Consider the following 24,064-nt stretch of genomic DNA (forward strand, 5'->3'; position numbering starts at 1 on the left):
CGGAGCGTGACCGGCGCTCGTCATGTCACGAAAAAGGCGCAAAACGCCTGCATAGCCGGCACGCCGCCGGCAACTGACGCGTAGTGTGAACACGCAGTGTTACAGGCTTAAGCAGGTCAGGGCCGCTCAGTGGCGTACCAACGCGTTCTCTGTTGAGATCAAGCCGGATCAAACGCGTTCAATCGCGTTCGTCGTCGTTGTCATGGTGGTTGCGCGAATTGCCGTCGAGCACATTCGCATTCGGTGCTCGCCGTACGCGCAGCACGTGGATCTGGCGGGCGTCGCCGCGCAGAATCTCGAACGCGAATTCGTCAATACGCACCTTTTCTCCACGATGCGGCACACGCCCGAACCGGTGCGTGACCAAGCCCCCGATGGTGTCGACCTCGTCGTCGGAGTAATGCGTGCCGAATTGTTCGTTGAACTGTTCGATGCCAGTCAGCGCACGCACACGATGCGCGCCATCAGGCGTCGCAATGATGTTGCCTGCTTCTTCGTCGAAGTCGTACTCGTCTTCAATGTCGCCAACAATTTGTTCCAGCACGTCTTCAATCGTGATCAGTCCGGCCACGCCGCCGTATTCATCGACGACGATGGCAATGTGATTCCGGTTTACGCGAAAATCGTGCAGCAACACGTTCAGGCGTTTCGATTCGGGGATGAACACGGCGGGGCGAAGCATGCCGCGGACATCGAATTCTTCTTCGTGGTAATAGCGCAGCAAGTCTTTTGCAAGCAGCACGCCGATCACGTTGTCACGGTTGCTTTCGAATACCGGATAGCGCGAGTGCGCTTTTTCGAGCATGAACGGAATGAACTGCTCGGGCGTTTCGGAAATATTGATTGCGTCCATCTGGGCACGCGGAATCATGATGTCGCGCGCGCAGAGTTCCGACACCTGGAACACGCCTTCGATCATGGAGAGCGAATCCGCGTCGAGCAGATTGCGTTCGTGGGCGTCCTGAAGGACTTCCAGCAATTCGTCGCGCGATTCAGGTTCGTGCGAGATGAAATCGGTCAGGCGCTCGAGCAGCGTGCGCTTTTCCGGCGGTTTGTCGGTTTGTCGTCGACTGGGATAGGCGTCGTTCATAGTGGGGCGCCCGGATTGTTCCGGACGCGAAATTTCGGAAAGTTAAGAATACACCAAGGAAAATTCGCGCCAATTCGGACTGGCACGAAGACGTTCAAATCTTGTAGAAACATCGTAACTGATAAATATCGGCCGAGTATGTCGAGCGGGTGACGTTGGCCGATCGGTCGTAAAACGCTACGTTACCGTGTATTCAGAGCAGTTTTATGCGTGCTTTTAACGCATGCCGTCACGCTCATTCCTGCGACGAATTCGCATCTCGCCAGCATCGCTGCAACAGCGCTTCGAGCTGCCGGTCCGGCATGCCGCATTCGCGCAGCGCCTCGACCGTGCGGCTGACGTAATCGAGCGTGGTGCCGTACCGGCCGGTGGCGCAGCCGAGCACGTGGCGCACCATCTGGTCTGCCAGCTTGCCGGTGTAGGTGGAGACCTCGCGTCGCATTACGAATGCCAGCGCTTCCACGCGGCGGCCGTCCACCAGCGTGCACGGCAACCATGCCACGCGATAGGAATTCATCGCCATTTCGCGTCGCCACAGCACTTCCAGGTGCGGCTCCGCGCCCTCGGCGGCAAGCCGGAACGCCATGCCGGAGCATGAACCGCCGCGATCCAGCGCCAGCACAAGCCCGGGCTGTTCGGGCGTGCCGCGATTCACGCGCGACCACAAATACAGCCCGCGATGATAACCGTGCACCTTGCTGCGCACCGTTTCCACGGCGGGCAAACCCGGGTTCCAGATCAGCGAGCCATAGCCGAACAGCCAGAGATCGGTCTTGCGATCCCAGTGCGCCAACGCTTTTTCACGCGATGCCGCCAGTTCTTCATCGGTGAGGAGGCGAGACTCCTCGAACACCGGCGGATAGTGGTCGGGAATCTGTGAAGGCGGTTCCTTCATCAGTCCGGGCAGAGGGGAACGGGTGTCAGTCACGGCTTAGTCGGGCGGCAACGGCAAGTAAGGATCGGTGAAACCGAGCTTTTGCATGATGCCCGTTTCGATCGATTCCATCTCTTCCGCTTCCGCCGGATCTTCATGATCGTAGCCCTGAGCATGCAGCGTACCGTGCACGATCAGATGCGCGTAATGCGCGGCAAGCGGCTTGTTCTGCTCGCGCGCCTCGCGTTCCACTAGCGGGCAGCACAGCACCAGGTCGCTCGTGACCGGATCATCCTCCGACTCGGCGTACGCGAACGTCAGCACGTTAGTGGCGTAATCCTTCTGCCGATAAGACCGGTTCAGCGTCCGGCCTTCCTCGGTATCGACGAAACGCACGGTCAGTTCCGCGTCCGCGAACAACGACGCCTTGATCCAGCCGGCGACGGTTGCGCGCGGCAGCAACGCCTTGTGTTCAGGGAACGTTTTGGCGGCGGGAAACTGCAGCGTCAGGGCAAGTTTGGGCATGCTTAATTTGGGCTTGCTTATTCAGAGCGATATTTTGCGGCGGCAATCGCCGCGGCAGCGCTGTCCCGCTCCGACTGCGCGTCGTACGCTTCCACAATGCGCGCGACCAGCGGATGCCGCACCACGTCCACGCTGGTGAACTTCGTCATCGCGATACCGCGGACGTCAGCCAGGATGTGTTGCGCTTCAATCAGCCCGCTGCGATGACCGCGCGGCAAATCGACCTGCGTGGTGTCGCCGGTGACGACGGCCTTCGACCCGAAACCAATCCGCGTCAGGAACATCTTCATCTGCTCGGGCGTGGTGTTCTGTGCCTCGTCCAGAATGATGAACGCGTGATTCAGCGTCCGGCCGCGCATGTAAGCGAGCGGCGCGATTTCGATCATCTGGCGCTCGAACATTTTCGCGGTTTTATCGAAACCGAGGAGGTCGTAGAGCGCGTCGTACAACGGCCGCAAATACGGATCCACTTTTTGCGCGAGATCGCCCGGGAGGAAACCCAGCCGCTCGCCCGCTTCCACGGCCGGACGCGTCAGCACGATGCGCTTCACCTGATCGCGTTCGAGCGCATCGACCGCGCACGCCACCGCCAGATAGGTCTTCCCCGTACCCGCCGGGCCGATGCCGAACGTCACATCGTGCGCAATGATCTGCTTCAGGTATTCACGCTGCATGGGCGTGCGGCCGCGCAGATCGGCGCGTCGCGTGTACAGCTTCGGACCCGGATCTTCCTCTTCGCCGAGATCGATGGTCGCGCTGGGTTCATCGAACGGATGATCGGGGTCGCCACGAAAACGCGGATCGACGGGATCGGAATTCAGGTTATTCGATGGCTTGTTGACATTCAACGCGCGGCGCGCCGCGTTGCGCGCCTCCACGAGCGCTAGCTGGATGTCGTCCACCGACAACGTGTCCTTCGCGCGATTGTAGAAATTCTCGAGCGCCACCAGCGCAACCTTCGCGCCACGCCCGCGGATGCTGATCTTGTGCCCGCGACGCGTAAGCGTCACGTCGAGCGCCTGCTCGATCTGCCGCAGGTTTTCGTCGAGCGGGCCACACAGGTTGGCGAGCCGCGCGTTGTCGTCGTGCGGTGCGGTGAATTCCAGATGCTGCTGAGCGGTCTTCAAGGCGAGAGTCGGGTTCCTGTCGAAGCTGCAATTTAGTGAGTCGTTGCCGGCGTCATGATCAGCTCGCCGCGCAACGAATGCGGATACGCCACGTTGATTTCCACATCGACCATCTGGCCGATCAGCCGTTTATGCGATGAGATCGGCGCCGGGAAATTCACCACGCGATTATTCTCCGTGCGACCGGCGAGCTCGCTCGGGTCCTTGCGCGACGGGCCTTCCACGAGGATGCGTTGCACCGAGCCCAGCATGGAATTGCTGATCTTCGCCACGTTCGCCTCGATGGTCGCCTGCAAATGTTGCAAACGCTTGAGCTTCACTTCGCGCGGGGTGTCGTCGTGCAGGTTTGCAGCGGGCGTGCCGGGACGCGGGCTATAGATGAACGAGAAACTGGTGTCGTAACTCATTTCATCGATGAGCTTCATCATCTTCTGGAAGTCGTCTTCCGTCTCGCCCGGGAATCCGACGATCATGTCCGTGGACAGCGATAAATCCGGACGGATCGCGCGCAACTTGCGGATCACCGACTTGTATTCGAGCACCGTGTAACCGCGTTTCATCGCCATCAAAATGCGGTCGGAACCGTGCTGCACCGGCAAGTGCAAGTGGCTCACGAGCTTGGGCACCTTCGCGTACGTATCAATCAGCCGCTGCGTGAATTCCTTCGGATGCGACGTGGTGTAGCGAATCCGTTCAATGCCCGGAATCTCCGCCACGTATTCGATCAGCGTGGCGAAATCGGCGATGTCCGTGGAATGCTGTGTCACCGGTCCACGATACGCATTCACGTTCTGACCGAGCATGGTAACTTCGCGCACGCCCTGGTCGGCGAGGCCGGCGATTTCGGTGAGCACATCATCGAGCGGCCGCGACACTTCTTCACCGCGCGTGTAGGGCACCACGCAATAGCTGCAGTACTTGCTGCAGCCTTCCATGATCGATACAAACGCGCTCGGGCCATCGACACGCGCCGGCGGCAGGTGATCGAATTTTTCGATTTCCGGAAACGAGATGTCGACTTGCGAACGGCCGGTGGAACGCCGTTTCGCAATCATGTCCGGCAGACGATGCAGCGTCTGCGGGCCGAACACCAGGTCCACGTAGGGCGCGCGGGACACGATTGCCGCGCCTTCCTGGCTCGCCACGCAACCGCCTACGCCAATGATCAGGTCCGGATTCGCTTCCTTCAATTCGCGCACACGGCCGAGATCGGAGAAAACCTTTTCCTGCGCTTTTTCGCGTACTGAACACGTGTTGAAGAGAATGACGTCCGCGTCTTCCAGCGTTGTCGTCTGGATGAGGCCATTGGCTGCGCCGAGTACGTCGACCATTTTGTCGGAGTCGTACTCGTTCATCTGGCAGCCAAAGGTCTTTACATACACTTTCTTGGTCATGAATTTCGCCGGTCGCAGTGATTAGTCTGGGGGCGCGGTTTTTAATGCGTTAAAGGGATTTGCGTGTTTCGTTTCGTCGGCTTTTGTGGCCGCGTTTGTAGCCACTTTAGGGGCCGGTTTAGGCCTCTTTCGCGTGAAATGGCCCGAATTCGGGTGCCGCGAAGCTTGACGTTTAGCTCGTTATTATAGCGTCCGCTCGGCTTCGTGACCTTGATGGCCGGGCGGGTAAGCCAGGTCACCAAGTAATTCCGCCGTCGCGCGGTCGAAGCGTTCAATCAGGAAGTCGAGCAGCACGCGCACCCGCGGCGCCATATAGCGGTTGGAGTGGTACACGGCGTGGACTGCCGCCTCGTTCGAACACCAGTCTGCCAGCAAAATTTTCAGCGCGCCGGAGTGGACATCGGCGGCGATATCCCAGATCGATTTGTGGGCGATGCCCTGACCAGCCAGCGCCCACGCGCGGGACAACGCGCCGTCGTTGGTTTCCCAGGCGTTGTCGAGCGCCACGGTGTGGGTGAAACGCTCATCGCCACGGACGAACTGGAACTCGTTGAACGTCGCGGTGGATGTCACCAGCACCGTGAACACGTGCGTGGCGAGATCGGCGGGTGTCTTCGGTTCGCCGTGCCGCGCCAGGTATTCCGGCGATGCGCACAGCACACGCCGGTTCGGCGCCAGCCTTCGCGCAATCAGATGGCCTTCCGTCGGCCGGTTGAAGCGAATCGCCAGATCGATCTCTTCCAGCAGCAGGTTCGATACCGAATCCGACAGCGTCAGCGAAAAACTCACGTCCGGGTGCAGGCGGCTGAATTCATCGAGCCAATGGCACAGCAGGTTGCGGCCGAAATCCGATGTCGCCGAAATTCGCACCTTGCCGCGCACGAGATTCTGGCCGGCGTGCAGCGCGGCTTCGCCGTCGTCGATAGCCTGCAGCGCGATCCGGCAATGCTGCAGATAAAGGCGGCCTTCATCGGTCAGCCTGAGCTGGCGGGTGGTGCGCTCGAACAGCCGGGCCGTGAGCGATTTCTCCAGCTTGAGCAGCCGGGCGCTGGCCGCCGCCGGCGATAAACCCAGCTTCCGGCCCGCCGCGGTCAAGCTGCCGAGCGTTGCCGCTTCGGTGAAGAGACGCATATCGCCGAGTCGATCCATCGTGATTCTCAATCTGCTTTTGATAATGCTTCAAATGCTACGCCAATTATCAAAACGACTCTCCGCGCGCAGAATTTGGTGCATTGCAGCGTATGAGGTTGACCATGCCGCCCGAATTTCCTGGATGCGTCCGATGAAGCTCGATCACGTCACGATCGTCGCGCCCGATTGCGAGCCGATCCGCCATTTTCTCGTCGATATAGCCGGCATGAAAGTCGGCCCGCGCCCGCCGTTCGGTATAGGCGGGTACTGGCTTTATCTCGATGGCGCGCCAGCCGTGCATCTGATCGAGAACGGCTCGGTGCTGGCTTCGCCGAGCGGCGGCCGGGCAGCCACGCGCATCGATCATCTCGCGCTGCGGGTTCAAGGGGCGGCCGAATGGCGCGCGTTGCACGCACGCCTGCACGAATACGCCATCCCGTTTTCCGAAGCCGACGTTCCGCTCGCCCGCGAACAGCAAGTGTTCGTGCAGCTTGCGCCGGGCGTGGTTATCGAATTCGTGACGTCGCTTTCCGCATTCTCAAACTAAGGGGATTTCCATGCCTATTCCACTTCTGGCGCTCGCGATCAGCGCGTTCGCGATCGGGACGACCGAGTTCGTCATCATGGGGCTGCTGCCCGATGTGGCCCGCGATTTGGCTGTATCGATTCCATCGGCGGGGTTTCTCGTCACCGGCTACGCGCTGGGCGTGGCCGTGGGCGCGCCGCTGCTCGCCGTGCTGACCGCAAAAATGCCGCGCAAACTCGCGCTGCAATTACTAATGGGCGTGTTTATCGTCGGCAATGTGCTGTGCGCCGTTGCACCCGGTTATTCGATGCTCATGGTCGCCCGCGTCGTGACATCGTTCGCGCACGGCTCGTTTTTCGGTATTGGCGCGGTGGTCGCGGCGTCGCTGGTTCCGGCTGAAAAGCGGGCTAGCGCGATTGCGCTCATGTTCACCGGGCTCACGCTCGCGAACGTGCTCGGCGTGCCGTTCGGGACGTTTATCGGGCAGGAATTCGGCTGGCGAGCGACGTTCTGGGTCGTGGCGGCGCTCGGCGTGGTGTCGCTTGTCGGCGTGGCCGCGCTGGTTCCGAACAAGCATGATTCGGGGCCGTCGAATTTCGGCCACGAACTGCGCGTGCTGAAGGAGCCGCAAGTCTGGCTGGCATTGGCGATGACCGTGCTCGGCTTTGGCGGCGTGTTTGTCGTCTTCACCTACATTGCGCCGATCCTCGAACAGGTCAGCGGATTTTCGCCACATGGCGTCACGCTGGTGCTCGTGCTGTTCGGCGTTGGATTGACGATCGGCAATACGATCGGCGGCAAGCTGGCTGACCGGGCGCTGATGCCGTCGCTCATGGGCATTCTCGTCGCGCTCGGAATCATCATGGCGGTGTTCGCGAAGACCAGCCACAACCAGACGATGGCGGCGGTCACGATCTTCATCTGGGGCATCGCGGCGTTCGCCACCGTGCCGCCGCTGCAAACGCGCGTGGTCGAGAAGGCGAAACATGCGCCGAATCTGGCGTCGACGCTGAATATCGGTGCGTTCAACCTGGGTAATGCCGGTGGCGCGTGGCTCGGCGGCGTGGTGTTGACCCAAGGGCATCCGCTGGATTCGCTGCCGTGGGTCGCGGCCGTAGTGGCCGTGGTCGCGCTCGGCGTGACGTGGTACGCGGCCCGGCTCGATCGCGGCAGGCAGGGCGCGAGCGCGGCTGCGGTGGATGCGGTTTGAATCGGTGGGGCGGGCGGCATGGGGAAATATGTGCCGAACCAGCTTGCGGCATTGGAATGTATGCGCGCCGATCCAGCGTGCCGCCCAGGCAGACCCTCACGCCGATGTCCCCGCTGATGTTGACCCGGCGTCCTCAACCGACTAGCGTGTCGTGCGAGCTGCATCCGCGGCTTTATCGCTTCATCACGCTTTTCGACCGAGGTTTTATGGAAGACATCACGCTGCGCCAATGCCTGAAGGGCGCATGGCGCGACGCCGCCTCCGCCGTGCGGCACATGCCGATCGTATTTCTGGTGGCCTTCGTAGCCGTGCTCGCGACGGCAACCGCCGGATACAAGGCGCAATTCACCGGGATGGCGGCATCAAGCGGTTCGCTGACAGCGATGACCAGCAGCAGCGCAGGTCACAGCGACGGCTTCACTCAAGGGCTGATTTCTCTTGGCGTCACGTTCGTACAGACGCTGGTTCTGGCCGTGCTGGCCGTGTTCGTGGTCCGCTTCGCGATGAAACTGAGCGCGGAGCCCATCGCAGCTTCCGCCACGCCCACGCCGGTCCTCCCGGCGACACGCCTCTGGGACGCCGGTATCCGGCGCTATTTCCTGCTCTGCATCGCGCTGATTGCCGGGTACGTGGGCGCGACGCTCGCAGTCATGATCGTCTGGATCGGGTTGCGGCTGGCGGGATTGTCCAGCGGCACGTCAATGGCTGGCGCCGCCACGCTCGCGGTGCTGGTCGTATGCGGTGTGAGTTATGTATCGGCGCGGCTTTCCTTGCTGTTTCCGCATACTGCGGCTGGCGGCCGGATTCAATGGCGTGCCGCCTGGGAGGACACGCGCGGGCACTTCTGGTTTATCGCGACGGCTGCGTTGCTCGCGATCCTGCCTATCGTGGGAATTGCGACGGTGCTGACCGTGGTCGCGGAAATGCTGGCGGCGGCAGGGTCCATCGGCAGCCTGACCTTGGGTCTGATGATTGTGCAAAGCGTGGGCACGCTGCTTTATACGGCGACGGGAGCAACCTGCTCGGTCTGGCTTTACAGGAAGTTCGCGGCGATTTTGAGGACGGAACCCGCGTGATTTTTTGTGTCGCCGGTGTTTGGGTTTCGATGCCGCATGAGAGCGATTCGAAACGCGACGACCGGCGCGGCGGTGGTTGAGTTTTTGCCGAACGCGGCTGTTCCTCGGCTTTCTCACGATGCTCAAACGAAAACGCGACCCTTCAACTCAGGGCCGCGTTTTTCCTTTCTTTCATGGCCCGATTGAATGAACGGAGCCTCCAGCCGTTAAACCGTCTCTTCCGCCAATTCACGCGCGGCGGCGAGCGCCATCCGGAAATCGGCGAGTTCGGCGATCGTCAGCACCGGAATGTTGCGCTCTTTCACGAACGCATCGATCTGCGCGCCGCGCGCCATCGTGCCATCCGGGTTCATCAGTTCGCACAGCACGCCGGCCGGCTTCAACCCGGCGAGGATCGTCAGGTCGACGGTTCCTTCCGTATGGCCGCGCCGGGTCAGCACGCCGCCCGGCTGCGCGCGCAACGGGAACACGTGACCCGGGCTCACGATGTCGCCAGCTTTCGCGTTGTCGCCGATCGCGGCGCGGATCGTGGTCAGCCGGTCAATAGCTGATACGCCTGTCGTCACGCCCTCGCGTGCTTCGATAGAAACCGTGAACGCAGTGCCGTATTTGCTGCCGTTGTCGGCGACCATCGGTGGCAGGTGGAGCGCGCGAACGGTCTCGTCAGGAAGGCACAAGCACACGATGCCGCTGCACTCCCGGATCATCAGCGCCATGCCTTCAACGTCGAGCTTTTCAGCGGCGTAAATAAGGTCGGCTTCGTTCTCGCGATCATCGTCGTCGAGCAGGGCGACCGCGCGGCCTTCGCGCAACGCTTGCAGGGCAACGGCAATTCGGTGGGGGATAGCAACGGGTGCATCGCCTGCGCGAAGTTGCGCAAGATCAGCAAAGGCGGTAGCCGGGGAGGTGGAAGCTGAGTAGGACATGGATGAAACGCTCTCGCAAAGGAAATGGGGCGAAAAACGTTTCAGGGCATTGCAAACAGACAGAACGACACGCGTTTTCAGCGCCATTAATTCGACAGCGCCGGTTCAGCGCGGACGCAAATACGCCGCGGCAAACACGCGAAACGGACATGACCGTCTGCACATCTTCTTCCATCCGGACTATGACCGTCGGCTCTGGCATCTCACCAGATCTGCTGACCCCGTTACTTGTGACAGGTGGCTCGCAATTGCTTGCGAACCACGGCCACGTTCACGGGCGCTCGCGGGCTCGCGAGAGGCTGTCGCCGCTCGCATACCGCCGGTGGGGAATTGCACCCCGCCCTGAAGACGTACTGACTTGTCGCTAAACACTTAACAACGCGACTGATTTCAGGATACAACAGACTTGGCCATCTTGCAGCACTGCCTGTTTGAAGCTTGTACTTAAACGCGCCTAGCTGGCATCGTCGATACGACGTGAATCGGCCGGAACATGCCAGCGCGGCGGCGTTTCCGCGTTCACCGTCACCTGGTACGCACGCGCCTCAGTGTTACCGGGATTGCGCAGCGTGTGGGGCTGATCGGCATCGAACACAATGGCGTCGCCGGTGGCCAGCAACTGCGCCCGGTCATGCAAGCGGATTTCCAGTGTGCCGTCGCTCACGACCAGATTGATCGTGGTGCCGGGCGGGCGTGGGCTGCCGGATTCGGCGTGCAGCGGCGCAATCCGCAGTTCATGGAATTCCGCCGATGCCGGCGCACTCAGCGGAAACAGCGGCCGGGCCGAGAAGCGTCCGTTCGATGTCACGAGGCGCGTTGCCTGCTCAGCCGGCAAATATTCGATGCCATTGGTCGCGTGGCGTCGAAGGAAAGCGGCCACCGATACCTTCAGCGCGCTCGCAATCTTGTGCAGCACCTTGATGGACGGCACGCTGCGCCCCGATTCGATCTGCGCCAGCATGGCGCGCGATACGCCTGAGGCGCGAGCGAGGGCATCGAGCGAGAGCTGGCGTTCGGCGCGCAGCCGCGCCAGGTTCACGCCAACGAGATATTCGAGCGCGTCGCTCGCTTCCTGCGCGTCGGTCTGCTGCGCGTGATGTGCATGATGAGCGCTCGCCGACGCCGCCTTTGTTGCCTCGGCGAGTTCGGCCGGCGCGTGCGCATCGAACGACTCGCGCACGAGTTCCAGCGATGAATAAGCCGGTGCAACCATGATGAGCCTCCAGTCTTTCAGTCGTGCTTCCGAAAAGTCCCGCTCCGCGCAATGGCGCGCAAACGAGTGAAGGCAAGACTAGCATCGGCTTAACTGACGTCAAACGAAGATATCGTCACACCGTTATCAGGCGCGGCAGGGTAGCTATCCGCGGCAATGCCCGGTTAAACGACCGTGCGAGTGGGCGTTGTGGACGACGTCACTAGCGGCTCCGCTTCCTGCTGTCCCGACGCGAACCACGCGTCAATGCGGTGAATCACGTCATCCAGCGACCCCGGCTCCAGATGCAGGCCGAGTTTTGAGCGGCGCCAGAGCACGTCGTCCGCACAGGTCGCCCATTCGTTGTCTCGCATATAGCGGAGTTCGGCTTCGTAGAGACCCGGTGCCAACTCCTTGCCGAGACCGGCAAGGGAGCTTGCATCGCCCAGGAGCTTTTGCGCGCGCGTGCCGTAAGCCCGTGCGTAACGATGCGCGAGCTTTTCCGGCAGCCACCGATTGCGCTGCTTGAACGCGCTGAGGAACAGCGTGAAGTCGGCATTGGCAATGTCCCCGCCCGGCAGCGGCGCGCCTTCGGTCCAGGTTTTACTCCGTGCCGGCGATTGCAGCGCGGCGCCGAGTTTGTCGACGGCTTCTTCAGCCAGCTTGCGAAACGTGGTGATCTTCCCGCCGAACACCGATAGCAAAGGCGCTTCGTTCGCGGGCGTGTCGAGTTCGAGCAGGTAATCGCGCGTGACGGCCGATGCGTTCTCCGCGTTTTCGTCCTCGAGCAGGCCACGCACGCCGGCATAGGTCCAGCAGACGTCAGCCGGACTGATGTGCTTCTTGAAGTAGCGATTGATGGAGTCGCAGAGGTACGCGGTTTCTTCCGGGCTGATGGCGACTTTCGACGGGTCGCCGTGATACTCGAGGTCGGTGGTTCCGATCAGCGTGTAGTCGTGCTCATACGGAATCGCGAAGATGATGCGCTTGTCCGGGTTCTGGAAAATGTACGCGTGGTCATGCTCAAAGAGGCGCCGGGTGACTATGTGGCTACCCTTGACCAGCCGCACGGTGTGGCGCGTGTGTGTGTTGCTGTTGAGGGAATCCTTGAGCAGGTCGCTGACCCACGGCCCGGCAGCGTTCGCAATGGAGCGCGCTCGAATGTCAAAGGTCGCGCCGTGATTGTCGGCGAGCGTCGCATGCCAAACGCCTTCGCCACGCCGCGCACTCACCAGGCGCGTGCGCGTCTTGATTACCGCGCCGTGTTCCTGCGCGTCAACCGCGTTGAGCGCGACGAGCCGTGCGTCGTCCACCCAGCCATCGGAATAAACGAAACCGCGCTTGATTGAGTCGATAAGCGGAGCACCGGCGGCGTGCCGGCGCATGTTGATACCCCGGGAGCCGGGCAGCAATTCGCGGCGCGCGAGGTGATCGTAGAGAAACAGGCCGGCGCGGATCATCCAGGCGGGGCGCAGGTTGGGCATGTGCGGCATGACGAAACGCAACGGCCATATGATGTGCGGCGCCGCGCGCAGCAGCACCTCACGCTCCTGAAGCGCCTTGCGCACGAGCCGGTATTCACCGTATTCGAGATAACGGAGCCCGCCGTGAATGAGCTTCGTACTCGACGACGACGTGTGCGAAGCCAGATCGTCCTTTTCGCACAGCATGACGGAGAGGCCACGGCCTGCCGCGTCCCGCGCTATACCCGTGCCATTGACCCCGCCGCCCACCACGAGCACATCATAAAGATTGCCTTGCATCGCTTGTCCGCCCCATGGCCACCAACGGAAAACTCCGTCGGAACATAATAATGTTCGAATTCGAAATTTAACGAACAAAAACGAAAATGTAAAGTCGTCTGAACGGCTAACGCTCCGCTATTACGGCGTTTTGCCGGAAAACTGCAGATCGCGGTCGTATTTGCGCCCAATTTGGGCTCATAGGCCGTCCGGTCGAGTGGCGCGAAGCGGGCCGCCGACCGATACTCTAGCTACTGAAGATGAAGGAGTGAATGCAATGCGAAAGATGCTGGTGGCCGGCGCGCTAAGCGCGCTGATGCTGGGCGGATGTTTATCCGCGCCTGATGTGGCGGGGTCTGGTCGCGCGCCGTCCCTGGCCGCGCTTCAGTCCATGTGCGGTGGCAGCGCTGTGGATTACGGCACGGACGCACAGGGCGTGTATTCGGCGTTTCTCGATGCCTACATCGCGCAAAAGCGCGGCAAGTTGCCGAAGGAGCAGTACTGCGCGTTCCAGGCGGGAATCGCGAGTCAATATGCAACGTTTAATGCGAGCCGTACAGCGGCGGCGCAAAGCGCGTGGGCTTCGTTCTTCGCGGATCAGCGGGCGCAAGCGCTTAGCTGGCGCGCGACCGTCGACCCGACGTTGCGCGCTGGCTAAGTGGTCCGTTAAGTGGTTCGCTAATCGGCTCGCTAATTGATCCGCTCGCGGCCTGATTCACTCGCCGCGAGGGTGAACTGCCCGAACAGCGGATTTATGAATACCGTTTGATTGCTTTGATCGTGGAGTCGCCGGAAGCCGTCAGGCTCCACAGCTGGCGTCCAGACGCGAGATTTTCTAACTGGACAAGCTGGCGTTCGAGCAGGGCGTCGAGTTCATCGCGCACCATGTCCATCTGATGAGGGGCGTCTTGCAATAGCAGCAGTGTGGCAAATTCATGCGGACTGAGCATCGTGTTCTCCATGACGATCTAATGGCACTTTGTCCGGTCGGCGACCGGCACTCGTGCTTAGGAACGTTGTGCAAGGCTGGAACTTCGATCCGGCAGACGCATGATGCATAGCGTGTTTGGCGGCGCCGAAAAGCGGCGCTTCGTTGCCGGGATTTGATTGTAGGCAAGCGCCGGTTGAGTGCCAAACGATTGCGGAAAATATTGGGTTTGACTTTTTTGGGGCGCGAAAGCGGTTCGGCGGACAAGCGGAATCGTAGAATTTACTTGAGGTTCCTGCCGCAGTGCACACAGCCAGCGGGCACTGGAGGCGCAGGTTTGCGGGGCCGGATGTCAGTCCGCTACGAACACCTGCGTGTTTGCCTCGGCAAGCGTTTCGGCCATTTCGGGGGGCGCGGGGGCATCGGTGAAAAGCGCGTCGATCTGGCTCAGGTGACCGAGCCGGACGAGCGCCGGGCGGCCGAACTTCGAATGATCGGCGGCGAGGAATACCGTGCGGGCGTGTTTAATGATCGCGTCGGCCACGCGGACTTCGCGAGTATCGAAATCGCGCAACGTGCCGTCGGTTTCAATGCTCGACGCCCCGATGATCGCGAAGTCCACCTTGAACTGGCGGATGAAGTCGATAGCCAGCTCGCCCACAATCCCCTTGTCCCAGGGCCGCACAATGCCGCCGGTGATCAGCACCTCGCATTCCGGGTAACCGCTCATCATGCTCGCCACGTTGAGGTTGTTCGTGATCACGTGCAAGCCGCGATGCCGGTTCAGCGCCCGCGCAACTTCTTCGGTCGTGGTGCCCAGGTTGATGAAAAGCGATGCCTGATCGGGAATGTGCTGAGCGACCAGCGCGGCTATGCGACGCTTTTCATCGTGGAACATGCGCTGGCGCGCCGTGTATGAAACGTTCTCCGAACTGGTCGGGAGACTTGCACCACCGTGATAACGGCGCAGCAGGTTCATGTCGGAGAGCCAGTTGACGTCGCGGCGAATGGTTTGCGGCGTGACGTCAAAATGCGTGGCCAGGTCCTCTACCGTCACGAAGCCATCGCGTTGCACCCAGTCGAGCAGCTCTTGCTGCCGTGCATTCAAGGTGATGCGGGGATCTCGTGTCATGGCGTCGAAGAGTGCGCTTTATTGTCTTGAGGTGGCCCGTATTGTAAGGGAAAGGGCCGGCAGACCCGCAATGCTCGATCACCCGTCCCGGCCTTTGGGAATCGCTGTCCGGCGATACTCGTGCAAGCTCGCCGGCGAGGGCCTTGCCAAGGAAGAGTGCGGCTCACGCGGCACATTGAGAGCGACAAGTTCGTTACGACGCATTAAGTCGTGGGGCAAGTACGAATGGCCCGGAATGATGCCGCTCTCACGTGACCTAAACGTGTACATATCCGCATGTTCCCATGTCTACACCGAGCGTACGGATTGCATGCTTCGCGTCCTGCGCAACAACTCTTCAGGATGGCAAAATTGATGCTAGCGACTCTGCATGCGGCTTAGCGGCCGAACTCTTTCGCTGCATGCGAACTCAGTATAAAAAATCGCTTGGTGAAAACGCTATTGCCGAATCGTCGTTGAGCAGCTTGCCGAAATGTGACTGTAAGCGGGTGGGAATCAGTCGTGACATGCGTTATCGCAACGCCCTCCAGCCCGGTACGATTTATGCTGTTTTGTGCGGTATCCGGAACTGACGTGTGGTTCTGACGGTCTGTCCTGGGGCCTGCAGCTTAGTTGCAACCCGGCTAAGATGCAGAAACCAAGTCCTTAACCACATGAGGACGCCGCGACTTGCGTTCACGGCGTCGCCCGATTTTCGGCCGGTTTGGCTGACGGCGCGTTCAGTACAGCTTTGGGAGCGCGATTTTTATGCACACTGATAGTACCCATGTGATGCCCTGGCGAATCGAAGACATTGACCTGTCCCGGATCGACCGGCGCAAAGCGGCATCTAACGAACACCTTCTCCTGTTGCTTTGCGCGGCTTCGTTCATTGAGAGCGGGACCGATCTTTATACGAGCAACTTGAGCACCTATTTCAACGACGATCCCGAAGTTTCCGACTGGCTCAACAATGAGTGGGAACCGGAAGAAATGCAGCACGGTCGCGCGTTGAAAACGTATATCAATCACGTGTGGCCCGAGTTCGACTGGGATACGGCATTCAAGAACTTCTTCGCCGAATACTCGCTGACGTGTTCAGTCGAGGACTTCGAAAAAACGCGCGCGCTGGAAATGGTCGCGCGATGCGTGGTTGAAACCGGGACGGCCACGCTGTATCGGGCAATCAACGAGTGTTCGGATGACCCGGTGCTCAAGCAACTTACCGACAACATTCGCACCGATGAAGTCCGCCATTACAAGCACTTCTTCCGTTTTTTCAAGAAGTACAACAGGATCGAGGGCAACGGCCGCTTCGCTGTACTCGGCGCATTGCTGCGTCGTGTGATGGAAATCAAGAATGAGGATTCCGAGATCGCGTTGCGCCATGTATTTGCGATCCGCTATCCCGAGCGAACCCATGACACTGCGCATAACCGCGAGTTGGCGGCGCGGGTGAATGCGCTGGTCCGACGAAATTTGTCGGCCGATATGTGCGTGAAAATGCTGCTCAAGCCACTCGATCTGCCGGCCCGAATTCAGCCTAGCGTGCACTATCCGCTCGCGAAGATCACGCAGCACGTGTTCTTCCGATAGATCAGCCGGCGTTTGCGTTGAACGGTTCGGTACGCTTTAATCGATGGCCCGCTTTCGCGGGCCATCGTCTTTTCACGGAGATCCGCATGACTGATTCCACTGCGTCCGGCGATCATGGTATCGAGCACGGCACGTTCGACGAATGGCCGGCCGAATTGCGGACCTTGTTCGACGGCACATCGATCGAGACGAAAACGGGCTTCACGGCGTCGTTGCTCGCCGCCGATGAAGGCCGCGTTCGCACGTCACTATTGAGTGTTGGCGAGTTGTTCGCGCCGGATCCGGGCACGTTGTGTTTTTCGTTGTGGCCGCAGTCTCGGGCGGCACGATTGGTGTCGAAGACCGGTTGCGCCACACTGACTTTCGTCTTCGACGAAGCCTTCTTCCAGGTGCAACTCGAAGCGCAAATTGCGCCGCTGGAGGGTGCACCGGTCACGTGTTTTATCGCGACGATAGAAAGTGGGGAATGGCAGAAAGTGCCTTATGCACGGCTCGTGCAGGGCATTGGATTCGAGTTCGCTCAGGGTCAGGGGGACGCGGTGCTGGCGCGCTGGAAAAAACAGATCGATGTGCTGAAGCGTGCGGCGAGCGCCGCTGCTTGAAACGAAAAAGCGGAGCCGAGGCTCCGCTTCGAGTGCTATGCAGGGTGGATACGCCGCAGAGAGAGAAGGTTGGCACCTGGCTTTTCGCCAGCATGGCGAGGCTCGAAGCGTCAACGCCAGAAGCGTCAACGCTCGCATAACCTCCCCGCCTCGGCGCGGTCGTTACACGTAGAAGGCACAGGCGAGCCAACCTGCCCGCGCCCTCATCACGTTCCTTAACGCCCGCGTTGTCCCGTGCGCGGCGTATCGCGTCGACCTGCACCGCCGCTGCCTTCGCTGCGCGGCTTGCCGCCAAGCAGCGCAGCGCCAGTCGGACGTGAGCCTTCGGGTTTGCGCGGCGCGGCGCCATTGCCACCTGCTTTCGCCGCAACGGGCTTCGGCGAGCGGGAACCGTAGCCGCCACCGTTGCCACCATTACCGCCATTGCCACCACCACCGCCGTTACCGCCGTTAACAGCCGGCTTGGCCGATGGCCGTCCACCGCCGTTCGACTGTTTCGGCGCACCCTGACGAGGCGCGCCCTGACGCGGCGCCCCTTGCCCTTGACGCGCGCCGCCGCCGCCTTGGCCGCGTCGGAGAATCGGTTCAGGCTTTTGCGTCAGATCCGGTTCGAAACCCGCGATCACTTCCTGCGGAATCGGCCGCTTGATCAGGCGTTCGATGTCCTTGAGCAACTGATGTTCATCGACGCAAACCAGCGACAGCGCCTCACCAGTCGCCCCGGCACGCCCGGTACGTCCGATCCGGTGAACATAATCCTCCGGCACGTTCGGCAGATCGAAGTTGACGACGTGCGGCAACTGGTCGATATCGATACCGCGCGCCGCAATATCCGTCGCCACCAGCACTTGCAGCGTGTTGTCCTTGAACTCGGCCAACGCACGCGTACGTGCCGACTGGCTCTTGTTGCCGTGAATGGCCAGCGCGCTGATGCCGTCCTTCGTCAACTGCTCGGCGAGCCGGTTCGCGCCATGCTTCGTGCGCGTGAAGACCAGCACCTGGAACCAGTTGTTCTTTTGGATCAAATGCGTGAGCAACTCGCGCTTCTTGTCGCGATCAACCGGGTGAATCTTCTGCGCGATGGCTTCAACCGTCGAATTCCGACGCGCCACTTCAATCAATGCCGGGCGGTCGAGCAGGCCGTCCGCAAGCGTCTTGATCTCTTCGGAGAAGGTCGCCGAGAACAGCAGGTTCTGGCGCTTCGGCGGCAGCTTGGCGAGCACGCGCTTGATGTCGTGGATGAAACCCATGTCGAGCATGCGGTCGGCTTCATCGAGGACCAGAATTTCGAGCTTCGACAAGTCGATGGTCTTCTGCTGCATGTGATCGAGCAACCGGCCCGGCGTTGCCACGACGATATCCACACCGCGTCGCAGGGCATCGATTTGCGGATTGATGCCTACGCCGCCGAACATCACGGTCGATTTCAGTTTCAGATACTTACCGTACGCGCGCACGCTTTCTTCCACCTGGGCGGCGAGTTCGCGCGTCGGCGTGAGGATCAGCGCGCGGACCGGGCGCTTGGCGCCGGCCGCCGGCGCGGGTGTTTCGGACAGACGTTGCAGGATAGGCAGCGTAAAGCCCGCTGTCTTACCCGTACCGGTTTGGGCGCCTGCGAGCAGGTCGCCGCCGTTCAGCACGGCCGGGATGGCCTGCAACTGGATGGGAGTAGGGACGGTGTAGCCGAGTTCGTTGACAGCGCGAAGCAAGGGTTCGGACAAGCCGAGAGAATCAAAAGACATAAGTGTTCACAGATTCGGTATGACGACCGGCGCTATCGCTTAAAGCCCCAAAAGGCTTGATGCCCCAAAAAAAGGCGGCCCGCACAATCAGGTGCGTGCGTACGACGATCGAGGAAATCGGGCGGCATGTCGTTCGGGGCGCTTGCTCGAGGTACACGCTACGAGCGCCGGGAAAGATGCCGCGAAGATCAACGCGCTATCAAGACACGCTGACTGGCGTTAAGTTGCATTTGAAACGCCGTAAAACGCTTCGCGTCAGGCATTAGGTGCCGGTTAGGGCAGTCTCACGCAACGTACTCAAGCAACGTAGCGTGCAATGCTGACGAATTGACACAAGCTGCCGCCCAGTACGAACAGGTGCCAGATACCATGTCCGTGCCGGATGCGCTCGTCGTTGATGAAAAAGTAAATGCCTGCGCTGTAGATCAAACCGCCGGCCAGCAGCCACGCCGTGCCTGCGGGCGGTAATGCTGTAACGAGAGGACGGATGGCTACGAGCGCGAGCCAACCCATCAACACGTAAATCACCATCGATACGCTGCGGGTTCGACGCCCGAGCGTGAGTTCCTGAACGATGCCAAGAGCGGCGAGGCCCCAGCTTACGCCGAATAACGACCATCCCCACGGTCCACGCAGCGTGACGAGCGAGAACGGGGTGTAGCTTCCTGCGATCAGCAAGTAAATGGCCGAATGATCGCATTTTTGTAATACCGCCTTGGCCCGCGGGCTGCGGACCCAGTGGTACAGCGTGGAAATTGTGTACAGCACGAGCAACATGGCGCCGTACACCGCGAAGCTGACGATCTTGTACGGGTCGCGTTCCAATGCGGCCATGGTGACGAGCGTTGCGAGCCCTGCCACCGACAGCACGGTGCCGACGAGATGGGTAACGCTGTTGAACCGCTCACCAAAATGCATCGACCATCCTCATCGCGATATTGCGATCCTGTCTGCAACGCCGCGCTTTTCTGCTTTCAGAAATGCTGAGACCGGAGAGCAGAACCTACGCAATCCGCCAAACCAATCCGGGCATTTTACCTGCCCCGAGGTCCATCCAGCCTGCCTGCCCACGATCCAGCTTATTCGTGCTCAAAAAAGAAGAAGGGCGCAGCCCCGGTTTCGAGGCCTGCGCCCTGCTTGCGCCTTTCAGCGTATTTTACGCTACCTGCGGAAAACCCTTCTTTTATCAGTCGAGCGGTGCCGAACGCAGGTTGCTGACTTGTTGCGGCGACACCGGCGTACCGTGGTTACCCCACGACATACGAATGTACGTCACGACCGCAGCGACTTCCGTATCCGACAGCGCTTGAGCGAACGGCGGCATGCCATACGGATGCGGGTTGCCGTCCGTGCTCGGCGGATAACCGCCGTTGAGCACCATGCGGATCGGGTTCACGGCCGATGGCATCTGGATGGACTGGTTGGTGGCAAGCGGCGGATAGGCCGGCGGTTTGCCGAGCCCATTTTCCGCGTGACACTTCGCGCAGTTTTCCGTGTAGATCTTCTTGCCCTGTTGCAGCAACTCCGAACCGAATTGCGCCGATGTCTCGAACTGCATCGTTTCCGGCGCTTCACCCTTTTGCGGGATCGACTTCAGGAACGTCGACATGGCGTTGATATCCGCGTCCGACAAGTACTGCAAGCTGTTGTGGACCACTTCTGCCATCGGGCCGAACACAGCGCCGCGTTGCGACACACCGGTCTTCAACAGGTCGTTGATGTCCTTGATGTCCCAGTCGCCGAGGCCGGCTTCCTTATTCGACGTCAGCGACGGCGCATACCAGTTCTGCAACGGGATCAGGCCGCCGCCGAACGCCGCCGAGCTGACCGGGCCGCCCATTGCGTTGATCGATGTATGGCACATGCTGCAATGGCCAAGTCCTTCGATCAGGTAAGCACCGCGGTTCCACTCAACCGACTTGGTCGGATCCGGTTTGAATTCGCCTTCGCTGAAGAACAGCACGCGCCAGCCAATCAGCATGTTGCGCTGGTTGAACGGGAAGCGCAGTTCGTGCGGACGGCTGGGCACATTGACCGGCGGCACCGAGCGCATGTACGCGAACATGGCGTCCGAGTCGGCGCGCGTGACCTTGGTATAAGCCGTGAACGGCATGGCCGGGTACAGCAGGCTGCCGTCTTTCGAGCGGCCGAGATGGATTGACCGGTAGAAATCATCCGATGTCCACTTGCCAATACCGTACTGGTCATCCGGCGTGATGTTCGGCGTGTACAGCGTGCCGAACGGCGTGAGCATGGGCAGGCCGCCGGCAAACGTCTTGCCGCCGCGAACCGTGTGGCAGGCAATACAGTCACCGGCGCGCGCCAGATATTCACCGCGTTTGATCAACTCGGTCTGGTCGGCGGGCACGGCGGCTACGGCGCCGCCTGAACGGAAGGAATGGAAGGTGTCGCCACCCGACCAGAGTGCGGCGGCGGCTGCGGCGGCCGTAATGACAACAACAGCCGAAAGTGCGAACAGGGACTTGCGTTTCATATTCTTCTCGCTCCTCGCGCCTTATTGCGGTTCGCTGCCGCAGGCGAGCGGCGTTTTGCGCGAGCCTGCGGGCGCGGGTACCGGATTAGCCGGTGCGGTTTGCGTGGAGAGCCAGGCGGCGACAGCGGTCACGTCGTCGTCGGTCAGGCGGGTGGCGATCTGTTGCATGCAGTCAGGTGCGATTGCGTGGCGCGAGCCCGCACGCCAGGCGCCAAGCTGCGCGCTGATGTAGTCCGGGTGCAATCCCACGAGACCCGGAATAGCCGGTTGCATACCCGTCAGGTTCGTGCCGTGGCACGCCGCGCAGGCGGGAATGCCGCGTCCTGCGTCGCCGTTCAGCACGAGTTGCTGGCCTTTGGACAACGTTGTTCCCGATACAGTCGGCTTGGCCGGCTGCGGATACGGCGGACGTTGTTGCGAGAAATACGTGGCGATCTGATGAAGGTAGTCGTCCGAGAGATACGTGACGAGGTAGTTCATTGGCGGATACTTCCGGCGACCTTCGCGGAAGTTCTGCAACTGGTTGTACAGGTAGTCAGCCGGTTTGCCGGCAAGCCGCGGGAAATAGTCGTTGTCCGTGCCTTCGCCGTGGACGCCGTGACATGCCGTGCAACCCTGAACACGCGCTGCCATGGTGTCCGGCGCCATTGGCTGGGCGGCGGCTTGAGCGGGCGCCGGGGCTTCTGCTGCGCCGGCAATGCTGGTACCGGCGGTCAGCGCCAGAGCCATTAGCGGGGCGAGCAACGGACGAAAGATGCGTCTTGAAGACACGCGACACTCCATGAATTTCGAGGACCTGCCGAGCTTCGTTCGGCCCGGTGCGAATATGTGGTGAACCATTGCCACATTGGCTCTGCGAGCCCCTGATGCGACGCGGCATTCTATCATCGATGCCTGATGATGACTATTTGGGCATAGCCCTGTTTCATCGCACTTTCAACGTGTACGCGACAATTTGTCACGCGACCGATCGACAGGGGTTTTTGACTATGCGTGACAGTTAACGGTAGACGATGTTTGACGAAGCATCGGTGGAAATTGCGACGTTTAGCGGCGGTTTTGTGTCGCTTGGATGTCCTTGCGCTCCGGTGCATTCCATCTGCCCGTTCCGCTAGACTCGCGTTCCAGCGGTTTGTTTTGTTTTTGTTTCTTCCTCGACCCTTCATCGAACCTTCAATGCATTCCTTGTTTGCTTTCAGCCTGAATCGATCCGCTTCGTTGAGCCGCGGTCATGAGTGACGATCCGCTGTGGTTCGCTCAAGTCCTCATTGCCGCGCTCGCCGACATCGCGTTTGCCTGCTCGCTCGGCGGGGCGTTTCTGAGCGTGTGGTTATCGAAGGAAAACGCGGCTGCGCCCGTTTCGCCCGCGCGTCTCGGCTGGGTCAGGGCGCGGCGGGTGAGTACGGGCGGCGCGATCGTGCTCGCGTTGGCGGATCTTGTGCTGGTGTGGTTGCAGGCGGCATCGATGAGCGGCGCGCCTCTGTTTCAAGCCTTCGATGCCGTTGTCACCGTTGTGACGGGCACGCACGCCGGCATGGGCTGGGCGATCGCGTTCAGCGGAAGCGTGCTGCTGATCCTGGCTACGGTCTTGGGTAACCCGAAGGGCGGTCCCCGGCTCGGGCTGTTCGCGGTCGGGGCGCTCGTGGCCGCGGCGGGTAAGGCGTCGATTGGACATGCCGCCGATGCCGGCGCGTTTTCTTTGGCCGAAGGCGTGCAAACCGTTCATCTTTTGGCGACGGCCGTGTGGGGCGGGTTGGTTATCGCGAGTGCGTGGCGGGTGTTGCCGGCACTGGGGACATCGCTTGCGCGGGCGTTTTTGATTCGTATTGCCGGGAAGGTATCCACGGCGGCGGTGGTTGCCGTATCGCTGGTGATTCTCACCGGGATATACAACGCGTGGCGCGGGCTGGGCGGTTCGGCAGAAGCGCTCGAAACGAGCGGTTGGGGCCACGCGCTCGTCGTGAAAGGCGTGCTGATCGCGACCGCGTTGCTGCTCGGCGCGATGAACCGATGGTCCGTCATGCCGCGATTGCAACGCACCGCATCGACAGTCGATGCGCACACGTTCACCGGTGTCATGCGGATGGAGGCGTTGCTGATTGTTGCCGTGTTTGTCGCGGCCGCCGTGCTGTCGCACAGCGTGCCGGGTTTTTCTGCGATGGGTTGATTCAGGCTAAACGATGCCGATAATCACTCATAGCCCAGTCGATGACTCACGATCGGAGCGCAGAACAGTGCCAGCGCGCAGCCGATCGCCTTGCCTTGCAGTTCGATGAACGCGCGGTGCGACATGGGCGATGACGTGAGCACATCGAGGAGTTGCGGCAAGCAAAACAGCACCGCCGCGCCGATAAAACAGCGCGTCACGGTCGACATGCGCCAGCTGTGCTGGGCGCCCACGGCGGCACAGATCACGCGCAGCACGCCGAACAGCACCAACGCGCCGACCGCCATCTGCGTGCGGACGAATTCATCTGGAAGCGTGTAGTAAGACATGCTGGACTCTCTAACTTGGTCGTCGCGCTCTTCCCGGGCGCTGGGTCGAAACAAACACACGTACGCGAGATAATGCAAAACACGGGCCAGGCGTCGCCATCGCAGCAAATCCTTGCGGCACATAGGTTTCGTGAGACTTTATGTGCCACAAGGAAGCCGCTTCCGGCGCCGTAACCCGTTGGCCGATGAGAACCCGCCAGCATGTTACGCAACGCCATCGAGACGAAATTGCTGTCTCAATAAACGCTATTCTACGACGACCGCCGCTTCCGCATAGTGCGC

Annotated in this window: 23 protein-coding genes and 1 riboswitch; of the genes, 7 read left to right on the top strand and 16 right to left on the bottom strand. The window is 60.9% G+C overall.

Going from position 1 to position 24,064, the window contains the following annotated elements; translation table 11 throughout:
* Positions 1-178: 178 nt before the first annotated feature.
* The 6 genes from ACSOSP_RS16130 to ACSOSP_RS16155 all read right to left on the bottom strand — a co-directional run bounded on the left by ACSOSP_RS16130 (position 179) and on the right by ACSOSP_RS16155 (position 6,159).
* Positions 179-1,090 (bottom strand): HlyC/CorC family transporter, encoded by a 912-nt coding sequence (locus ACSOSP_RS16130; RefSeq protein WP_455308243.1) that lies wholly within the window; start codon positions 1,088-1,090, stop codon positions 179-181.
* 235 nt (positions 1,091-1,325) lie between these two features.
* Positions 1,326-1,985, bottom strand: a complete 660-nt coding sequence (locus ACSOSP_RS16135) for a gamma-glutamylcyclotransferase (RefSeq protein ID WP_455310989.1) — start codon at positions 1,983-1,985, stop codon at positions 1,326-1,328.
* Positions 1,986-2,021: 36 nt separating this feature from the next.
* On the bottom strand, positions 2,022-2,489 hold the full coding sequence (ybeY, locus tag ACSOSP_RS16140) for an rRNA maturation RNase YbeY (protein WP_455308245.1): 468 nt from the start codon (positions 2,487-2,489) through the stop codon (positions 2,022-2,024).
* Between the two features lie 17 nt (positions 2,490-2,506).
* Positions 2,507-3,616 (bottom strand): PhoH family protein, encoded by a 1,110-nt coding sequence (locus ACSOSP_RS16145; RefSeq protein WP_455308246.1) that lies wholly within the window; start codon positions 3,614-3,616, stop codon positions 2,507-2,509.
* 32 nt (positions 3,617-3,648) lie between these two features.
* Positions 3,649-5,010 (bottom strand): tRNA (N6-isopentenyl adenosine(37)-C2)-methylthiotransferase MiaB, encoded by a 1,362-nt coding sequence (miaB, locus tag ACSOSP_RS16150; protein ID WP_455308248.1) that lies wholly within the window; start codon positions 5,008-5,010, stop codon positions 3,649-3,651.
* Between the two features lie 183 nt (positions 5,011-5,193).
* A complete protein-coding gene (locus tag ACSOSP_RS16155) occupies positions 5,194-6,159 on the bottom strand; it encodes a LysR substrate-binding domain-containing protein (RefSeq protein ID WP_455308250.1) in 966 nt (321 codons plus the stop codon).
* Between the two features lie 133 nt (positions 6,160-6,292).
* On the opposite strand from ACSOSP_RS16155, the gene ACSOSP_RS16160 reads away from it, so the two are divergent.
* From ACSOSP_RS16160 to ACSOSP_RS16170, 3 genes are all read left to right on the top strand, one after another.
* Positions 6,293-6,688: a VOC family protein gene (locus tag ACSOSP_RS16160; RefSeq protein WP_455308252.1), complete on the top strand. Its 396-nt coding sequence runs from the start codon at positions 6,293-6,295 to the stop codon at positions 6,686-6,688.
* A 10-nt stretch (positions 6,689-6,698) separates the two neighbouring features.
* Positions 6,699-7,877 carry an MFS transporter gene (locus ACSOSP_RS16165; protein ID WP_455308254.1) on the top strand — a complete coding sequence of 393 codons (1,179 nt, stop codon included), beginning with the start codon at positions 6,699-6,701 and terminating at the stop codon, positions 7,875-7,877.
* Between the two features lie 206 nt (positions 7,878-8,083).
* Positions 8,084-8,953, top strand: a complete 870-nt coding sequence (locus ACSOSP_RS16170; protein ID WP_455308256.1) for a hypothetical protein — start codon at positions 8,084-8,086, stop codon at positions 8,951-8,953.
* Positions 8,954-9,159: 206 nt separating this feature from the next.
* Here ACSOSP_RS16170 and ribB read toward each other — a convergent pair whose 3' ends face one another.
* The 3 genes from ribB to glpD all read right to left on the bottom strand — a co-directional run bounded on the left by ribB (position 9,160) and on the right by glpD (position 12,834).
* Positions 9,160-9,879, bottom strand: coding sequence for a 3,4-dihydroxy-2-butanone-4-phosphate synthase (gene ribB / locus ACSOSP_RS16175; RefSeq protein WP_455308258.1), 720 nt, complete (start codon positions 9,877-9,879; stop codon positions 9,160-9,162).
* A gap of 159 nt (positions 9,880-10,038) precedes the next feature.
* A riboswitch (FMN riboswitch) is annotated at positions 10,039-10,233 on the bottom strand.
* A gap of 100 nt (positions 10,234-10,333) precedes the next feature.
* Positions 10,334-11,092 (bottom strand): helix-turn-helix domain-containing protein, encoded by a 759-nt coding sequence (locus ACSOSP_RS16180; RefSeq protein WP_455308260.1) that lies wholly within the window; start codon positions 11,090-11,092, stop codon positions 10,334-10,336.
* Positions 11,093-11,256: 164 nt separating this feature from the next.
* Entirely contained in the window at positions 11,257-12,834 is a 1,578-nt protein-coding gene (glpD, locus tag ACSOSP_RS16185; RefSeq protein WP_455308261.1) for a glycerol-3-phosphate dehydrogenase, read from the bottom strand.
* Positions 12,835-13,090: 256 nt separating this feature from the next.
* On the opposite strand from glpD, the gene ACSOSP_RS16190 reads away from it, so the two are divergent.
* Positions 13,091-13,471 (top strand): hypothetical protein, encoded by a 381-nt coding sequence (locus tag ACSOSP_RS16190; RefSeq protein WP_455308263.1) that lies wholly within the window; start codon positions 13,091-13,093, stop codon positions 13,469-13,471.
* A 94-nt stretch (positions 13,472-13,565) separates the two neighbouring features.
* On the opposite strand, the gene ACSOSP_RS16195 is transcribed toward ACSOSP_RS16190, so the two are convergent.
* Positions 13,566-13,763 (bottom strand): hypothetical protein, encoded by a 198-nt coding sequence (locus tag ACSOSP_RS16195; protein ID WP_031359543.1) that lies wholly within the window; start codon positions 13,761-13,763, stop codon positions 13,566-13,568.
* Positions 13,764-14,093: 330 nt separating this feature from the next.
* Positions 14,094-14,873: a DeoR/GlpR family DNA-binding transcription regulator gene (locus ACSOSP_RS16200; protein WP_455308265.1), complete on the bottom strand. Its 780-nt coding sequence runs from the start codon at positions 14,871-14,873 to the stop codon at positions 14,094-14,096.
* Positions 14,874-15,620: 747 nt separating this feature from the next.
* Between ACSOSP_RS16200 and ACSOSP_RS16205 the strand changes: the two genes are divergently transcribed.
* Both ACSOSP_RS16205 and ACSOSP_RS16210 read left to right on the top strand, forming a co-directional pair.
* Entirely contained in the window at positions 15,621-16,448 is an 828-nt protein-coding gene (locus ACSOSP_RS16205) for a ferritin-like domain-containing protein (protein WP_455308267.1), read from the top strand.
* An 86-nt stretch (positions 16,449-16,534) separates the two neighbouring features.
* On the top strand, positions 16,535-17,050 hold the full coding sequence (locus tag ACSOSP_RS16210) for a hypothetical protein (RefSeq protein ID WP_455308269.1): 516 nt from the start codon (positions 16,535-16,537) through the stop codon (positions 17,048-17,050).
* Between the two features lie 215 nt (positions 17,051-17,265).
* Here ACSOSP_RS16210 and ACSOSP_RS16215 read toward each other — a convergent pair whose 3' ends face one another.
* The 4 genes from ACSOSP_RS16215 to ACSOSP_RS16230 all read right to left on the bottom strand — a co-directional run bounded on the left by ACSOSP_RS16215 (position 17,266) and on the right by ACSOSP_RS16230 (position 22,069).
* Positions 17,266-18,792, bottom strand: coding sequence for a DEAD/DEAH box helicase (locus ACSOSP_RS16215; protein ID WP_455308271.1), 1,527 nt, complete (start codon positions 18,790-18,792; stop codon positions 17,266-17,268).
* Positions 18,793-19,089: 297 nt separating this feature from the next.
* Positions 19,090-19,710 (bottom strand): PAQR family membrane homeostasis protein TrhA, encoded by a 621-nt coding sequence (gene trhA, locus ACSOSP_RS16220; RefSeq protein ID WP_455308273.1) that lies wholly within the window; start codon positions 19,708-19,710, stop codon positions 19,090-19,092.
* Between the two features lie 268 nt (positions 19,711-19,978).
* Positions 19,979-21,286 (bottom strand): c-type cytochrome, encoded by a 1,308-nt coding sequence (locus tag ACSOSP_RS16225; protein ID WP_455308275.1) that lies wholly within the window; start codon positions 21,284-21,286, stop codon positions 19,979-19,981.
* A 21-nt stretch (positions 21,287-21,307) separates the two neighbouring features.
* On the bottom strand, positions 21,308-22,069 hold the full coding sequence (locus ACSOSP_RS16230; protein ID WP_455308277.1) for a c-type cytochrome: 762 nt from the start codon (positions 22,067-22,069) through the stop codon (positions 21,308-21,310).
* Between the two features lie 448 nt (positions 22,070-22,517).
* On the opposite strand from ACSOSP_RS16230, the gene ACSOSP_RS16235 reads away from it, so the two are divergent.
* Entirely contained in the window at positions 22,518-23,453 is a 936-nt protein-coding gene (locus tag ACSOSP_RS16235; RefSeq protein WP_455308279.1) for a CopD family protein, read from the top strand.
* 23 nt (positions 23,454-23,476) lie between these two features.
* Here ACSOSP_RS16235 and ACSOSP_RS16240 read toward each other — a convergent pair whose 3' ends face one another.
* Positions 23,477-23,782, bottom strand: a complete 306-nt coding sequence (locus ACSOSP_RS16240; RefSeq protein ID WP_455308280.1) for a hypothetical protein — start codon at positions 23,780-23,782, stop codon at positions 23,477-23,479.
* Positions 23,783-24,064 lie beyond the last annotated feature (282 nt).

The organism is Caballeronia sp. KNU42 (assembly GCF_053760385.1).

What these genes read in the sequence shown, in the direction of transcription:
- ACSOSP_RS16130 (WP_455308243.1), bottom strand. Translation starts at nt 1,090, where the DNA reads ATGAACGACGCCTATCCCAGTCGACGACAAACCGACAAACCGCCGGAA.
- ACSOSP_RS16135 (WP_455310989.1), bottom strand. Translation starts at nt 1,985, where the DNA reads ATGAAGGAACCGCCTTCACAGATTCCCGACCACTATCCGCCGGTGTTC.
- ybeY (WP_455308245.1), bottom strand. Translation starts at nt 2,489, where the DNA reads ATGCCCAAACTTGCCCTGACGCTGCAGTTTCCCGCCGCCAAAACGTTC.
- miaB (WP_455308248.1), bottom strand. Translation starts at nt 5,010, where the DNA reads ATGACCAAGAAAGTGTATGTAAAGACCTTTGGCTGCCAGATGAACGAG.
- ACSOSP_RS16155 (WP_455308250.1), bottom strand. Translation starts at nt 6,159, where the DNA reads ATGGATCGACTCGGCGATATGCGTCTCTTCACCGAAGCGGCAACGCTC.
- ACSOSP_RS16160 (WP_455308252.1), top strand. Translation starts at nt 6,293, where the DNA reads ATGAAGCTCGATCACGTCACGATCGTCGCGCCCGATTGCGAGCCGATC.
- ACSOSP_RS16165 (WP_455308254.1), top strand. Translation starts at nt 6,699, where the DNA reads ATGCCTATTCCACTTCTGGCGCTCGCGATCAGCGCGTTCGCGATCGGG.
- ACSOSP_RS16170 (WP_455308256.1), top strand. Translation starts at nt 8,084, where the DNA reads ATGGAAGACATCACGCTGCGCCAATGCCTGAAGGGCGCATGGCGCGAC.
- ribB (WP_455308258.1), bottom strand. Translation starts at nt 9,879, where the DNA reads ATGTCCTACTCAGCTTCCACCTCCCCGGCTACCGCCTTTGCTGATCTT.
- ACSOSP_RS16180 (WP_455308260.1), bottom strand. Translation starts at nt 11,092, where the DNA reads ATGGTTGCACCGGCTTATTCATCGCTGGAACTCGTGCGCGAGTCGTTC.
- glpD (WP_455308261.1), bottom strand. Translation starts at nt 12,834, where the DNA reads ATGCAAGGCAATCTTTATGATGTGCTCGTGGTGGGCGGCGGGGTCAAT.
- ACSOSP_RS16190 (WP_455308263.1), top strand. Translation starts at nt 13,091, where the DNA reads ATGCGAAAGATGCTGGTGGCCGGCGCGCTAAGCGCGCTGATGCTGGGC.
- ACSOSP_RS16195 (WP_031359543.1), bottom strand. Translation starts at nt 13,763, where the DNA reads ATGCTCAGTCCGCATGAATTTGCCACACTGCTGCTATTGCAAGACGCC.
- ACSOSP_RS16200 (WP_455308265.1), bottom strand. Translation starts at nt 14,873, where the DNA reads ATGACACGAGATCCCCGCATCACCTTGAATGCACGGCAGCAAGAGCTG.
- ACSOSP_RS16205 (WP_455308267.1), top strand. Translation starts at nt 15,621, where the DNA reads ATGCACACTGATAGTACCCATGTGATGCCCTGGCGAATCGAAGACATT.
- ACSOSP_RS16210 (WP_455308269.1), top strand. Translation starts at nt 16,535, where the DNA reads ATGACTGATTCCACTGCGTCCGGCGATCATGGTATCGAGCACGGCACG.
- ACSOSP_RS16215 (WP_455308271.1), bottom strand. Translation starts at nt 18,792, where the DNA reads ATGTCTTTTGATTCTCTCGGCTTGTCCGAACCCTTGCTTCGCGCTGTC.
- trhA (WP_455308273.1), bottom strand. Translation starts at nt 19,710, where the DNA reads ATGCATTTTGGTGAGCGGTTCAACAGCGTTACCCATCTCGTCGGCACC.
- ACSOSP_RS16225 (WP_455308275.1), bottom strand. Translation starts at nt 21,286, where the DNA reads ATGAAACGCAAGTCCCTGTTCGCACTTTCGGCTGTTGTTGTCATTACG.
- ACSOSP_RS16230 (WP_455308277.1), bottom strand. Translation starts at nt 22,069, where the DNA reads ATGGAGTGTCGCGTGTCTTCAAGACGCATCTTTCGTCCGTTGCTCGCC.
- ACSOSP_RS16235 (WP_455308279.1), top strand. Translation starts at nt 22,518, where the DNA reads ATGAGTGACGATCCGCTGTGGTTCGCTCAAGTCCTCATTGCCGCGCTC.
- ACSOSP_RS16240 (WP_455308280.1), bottom strand. Translation starts at nt 23,782, where the DNA reads ATGTCTTACTACACGCTTCCAGATGAATTCGTCCGCACGCAGATGGCG.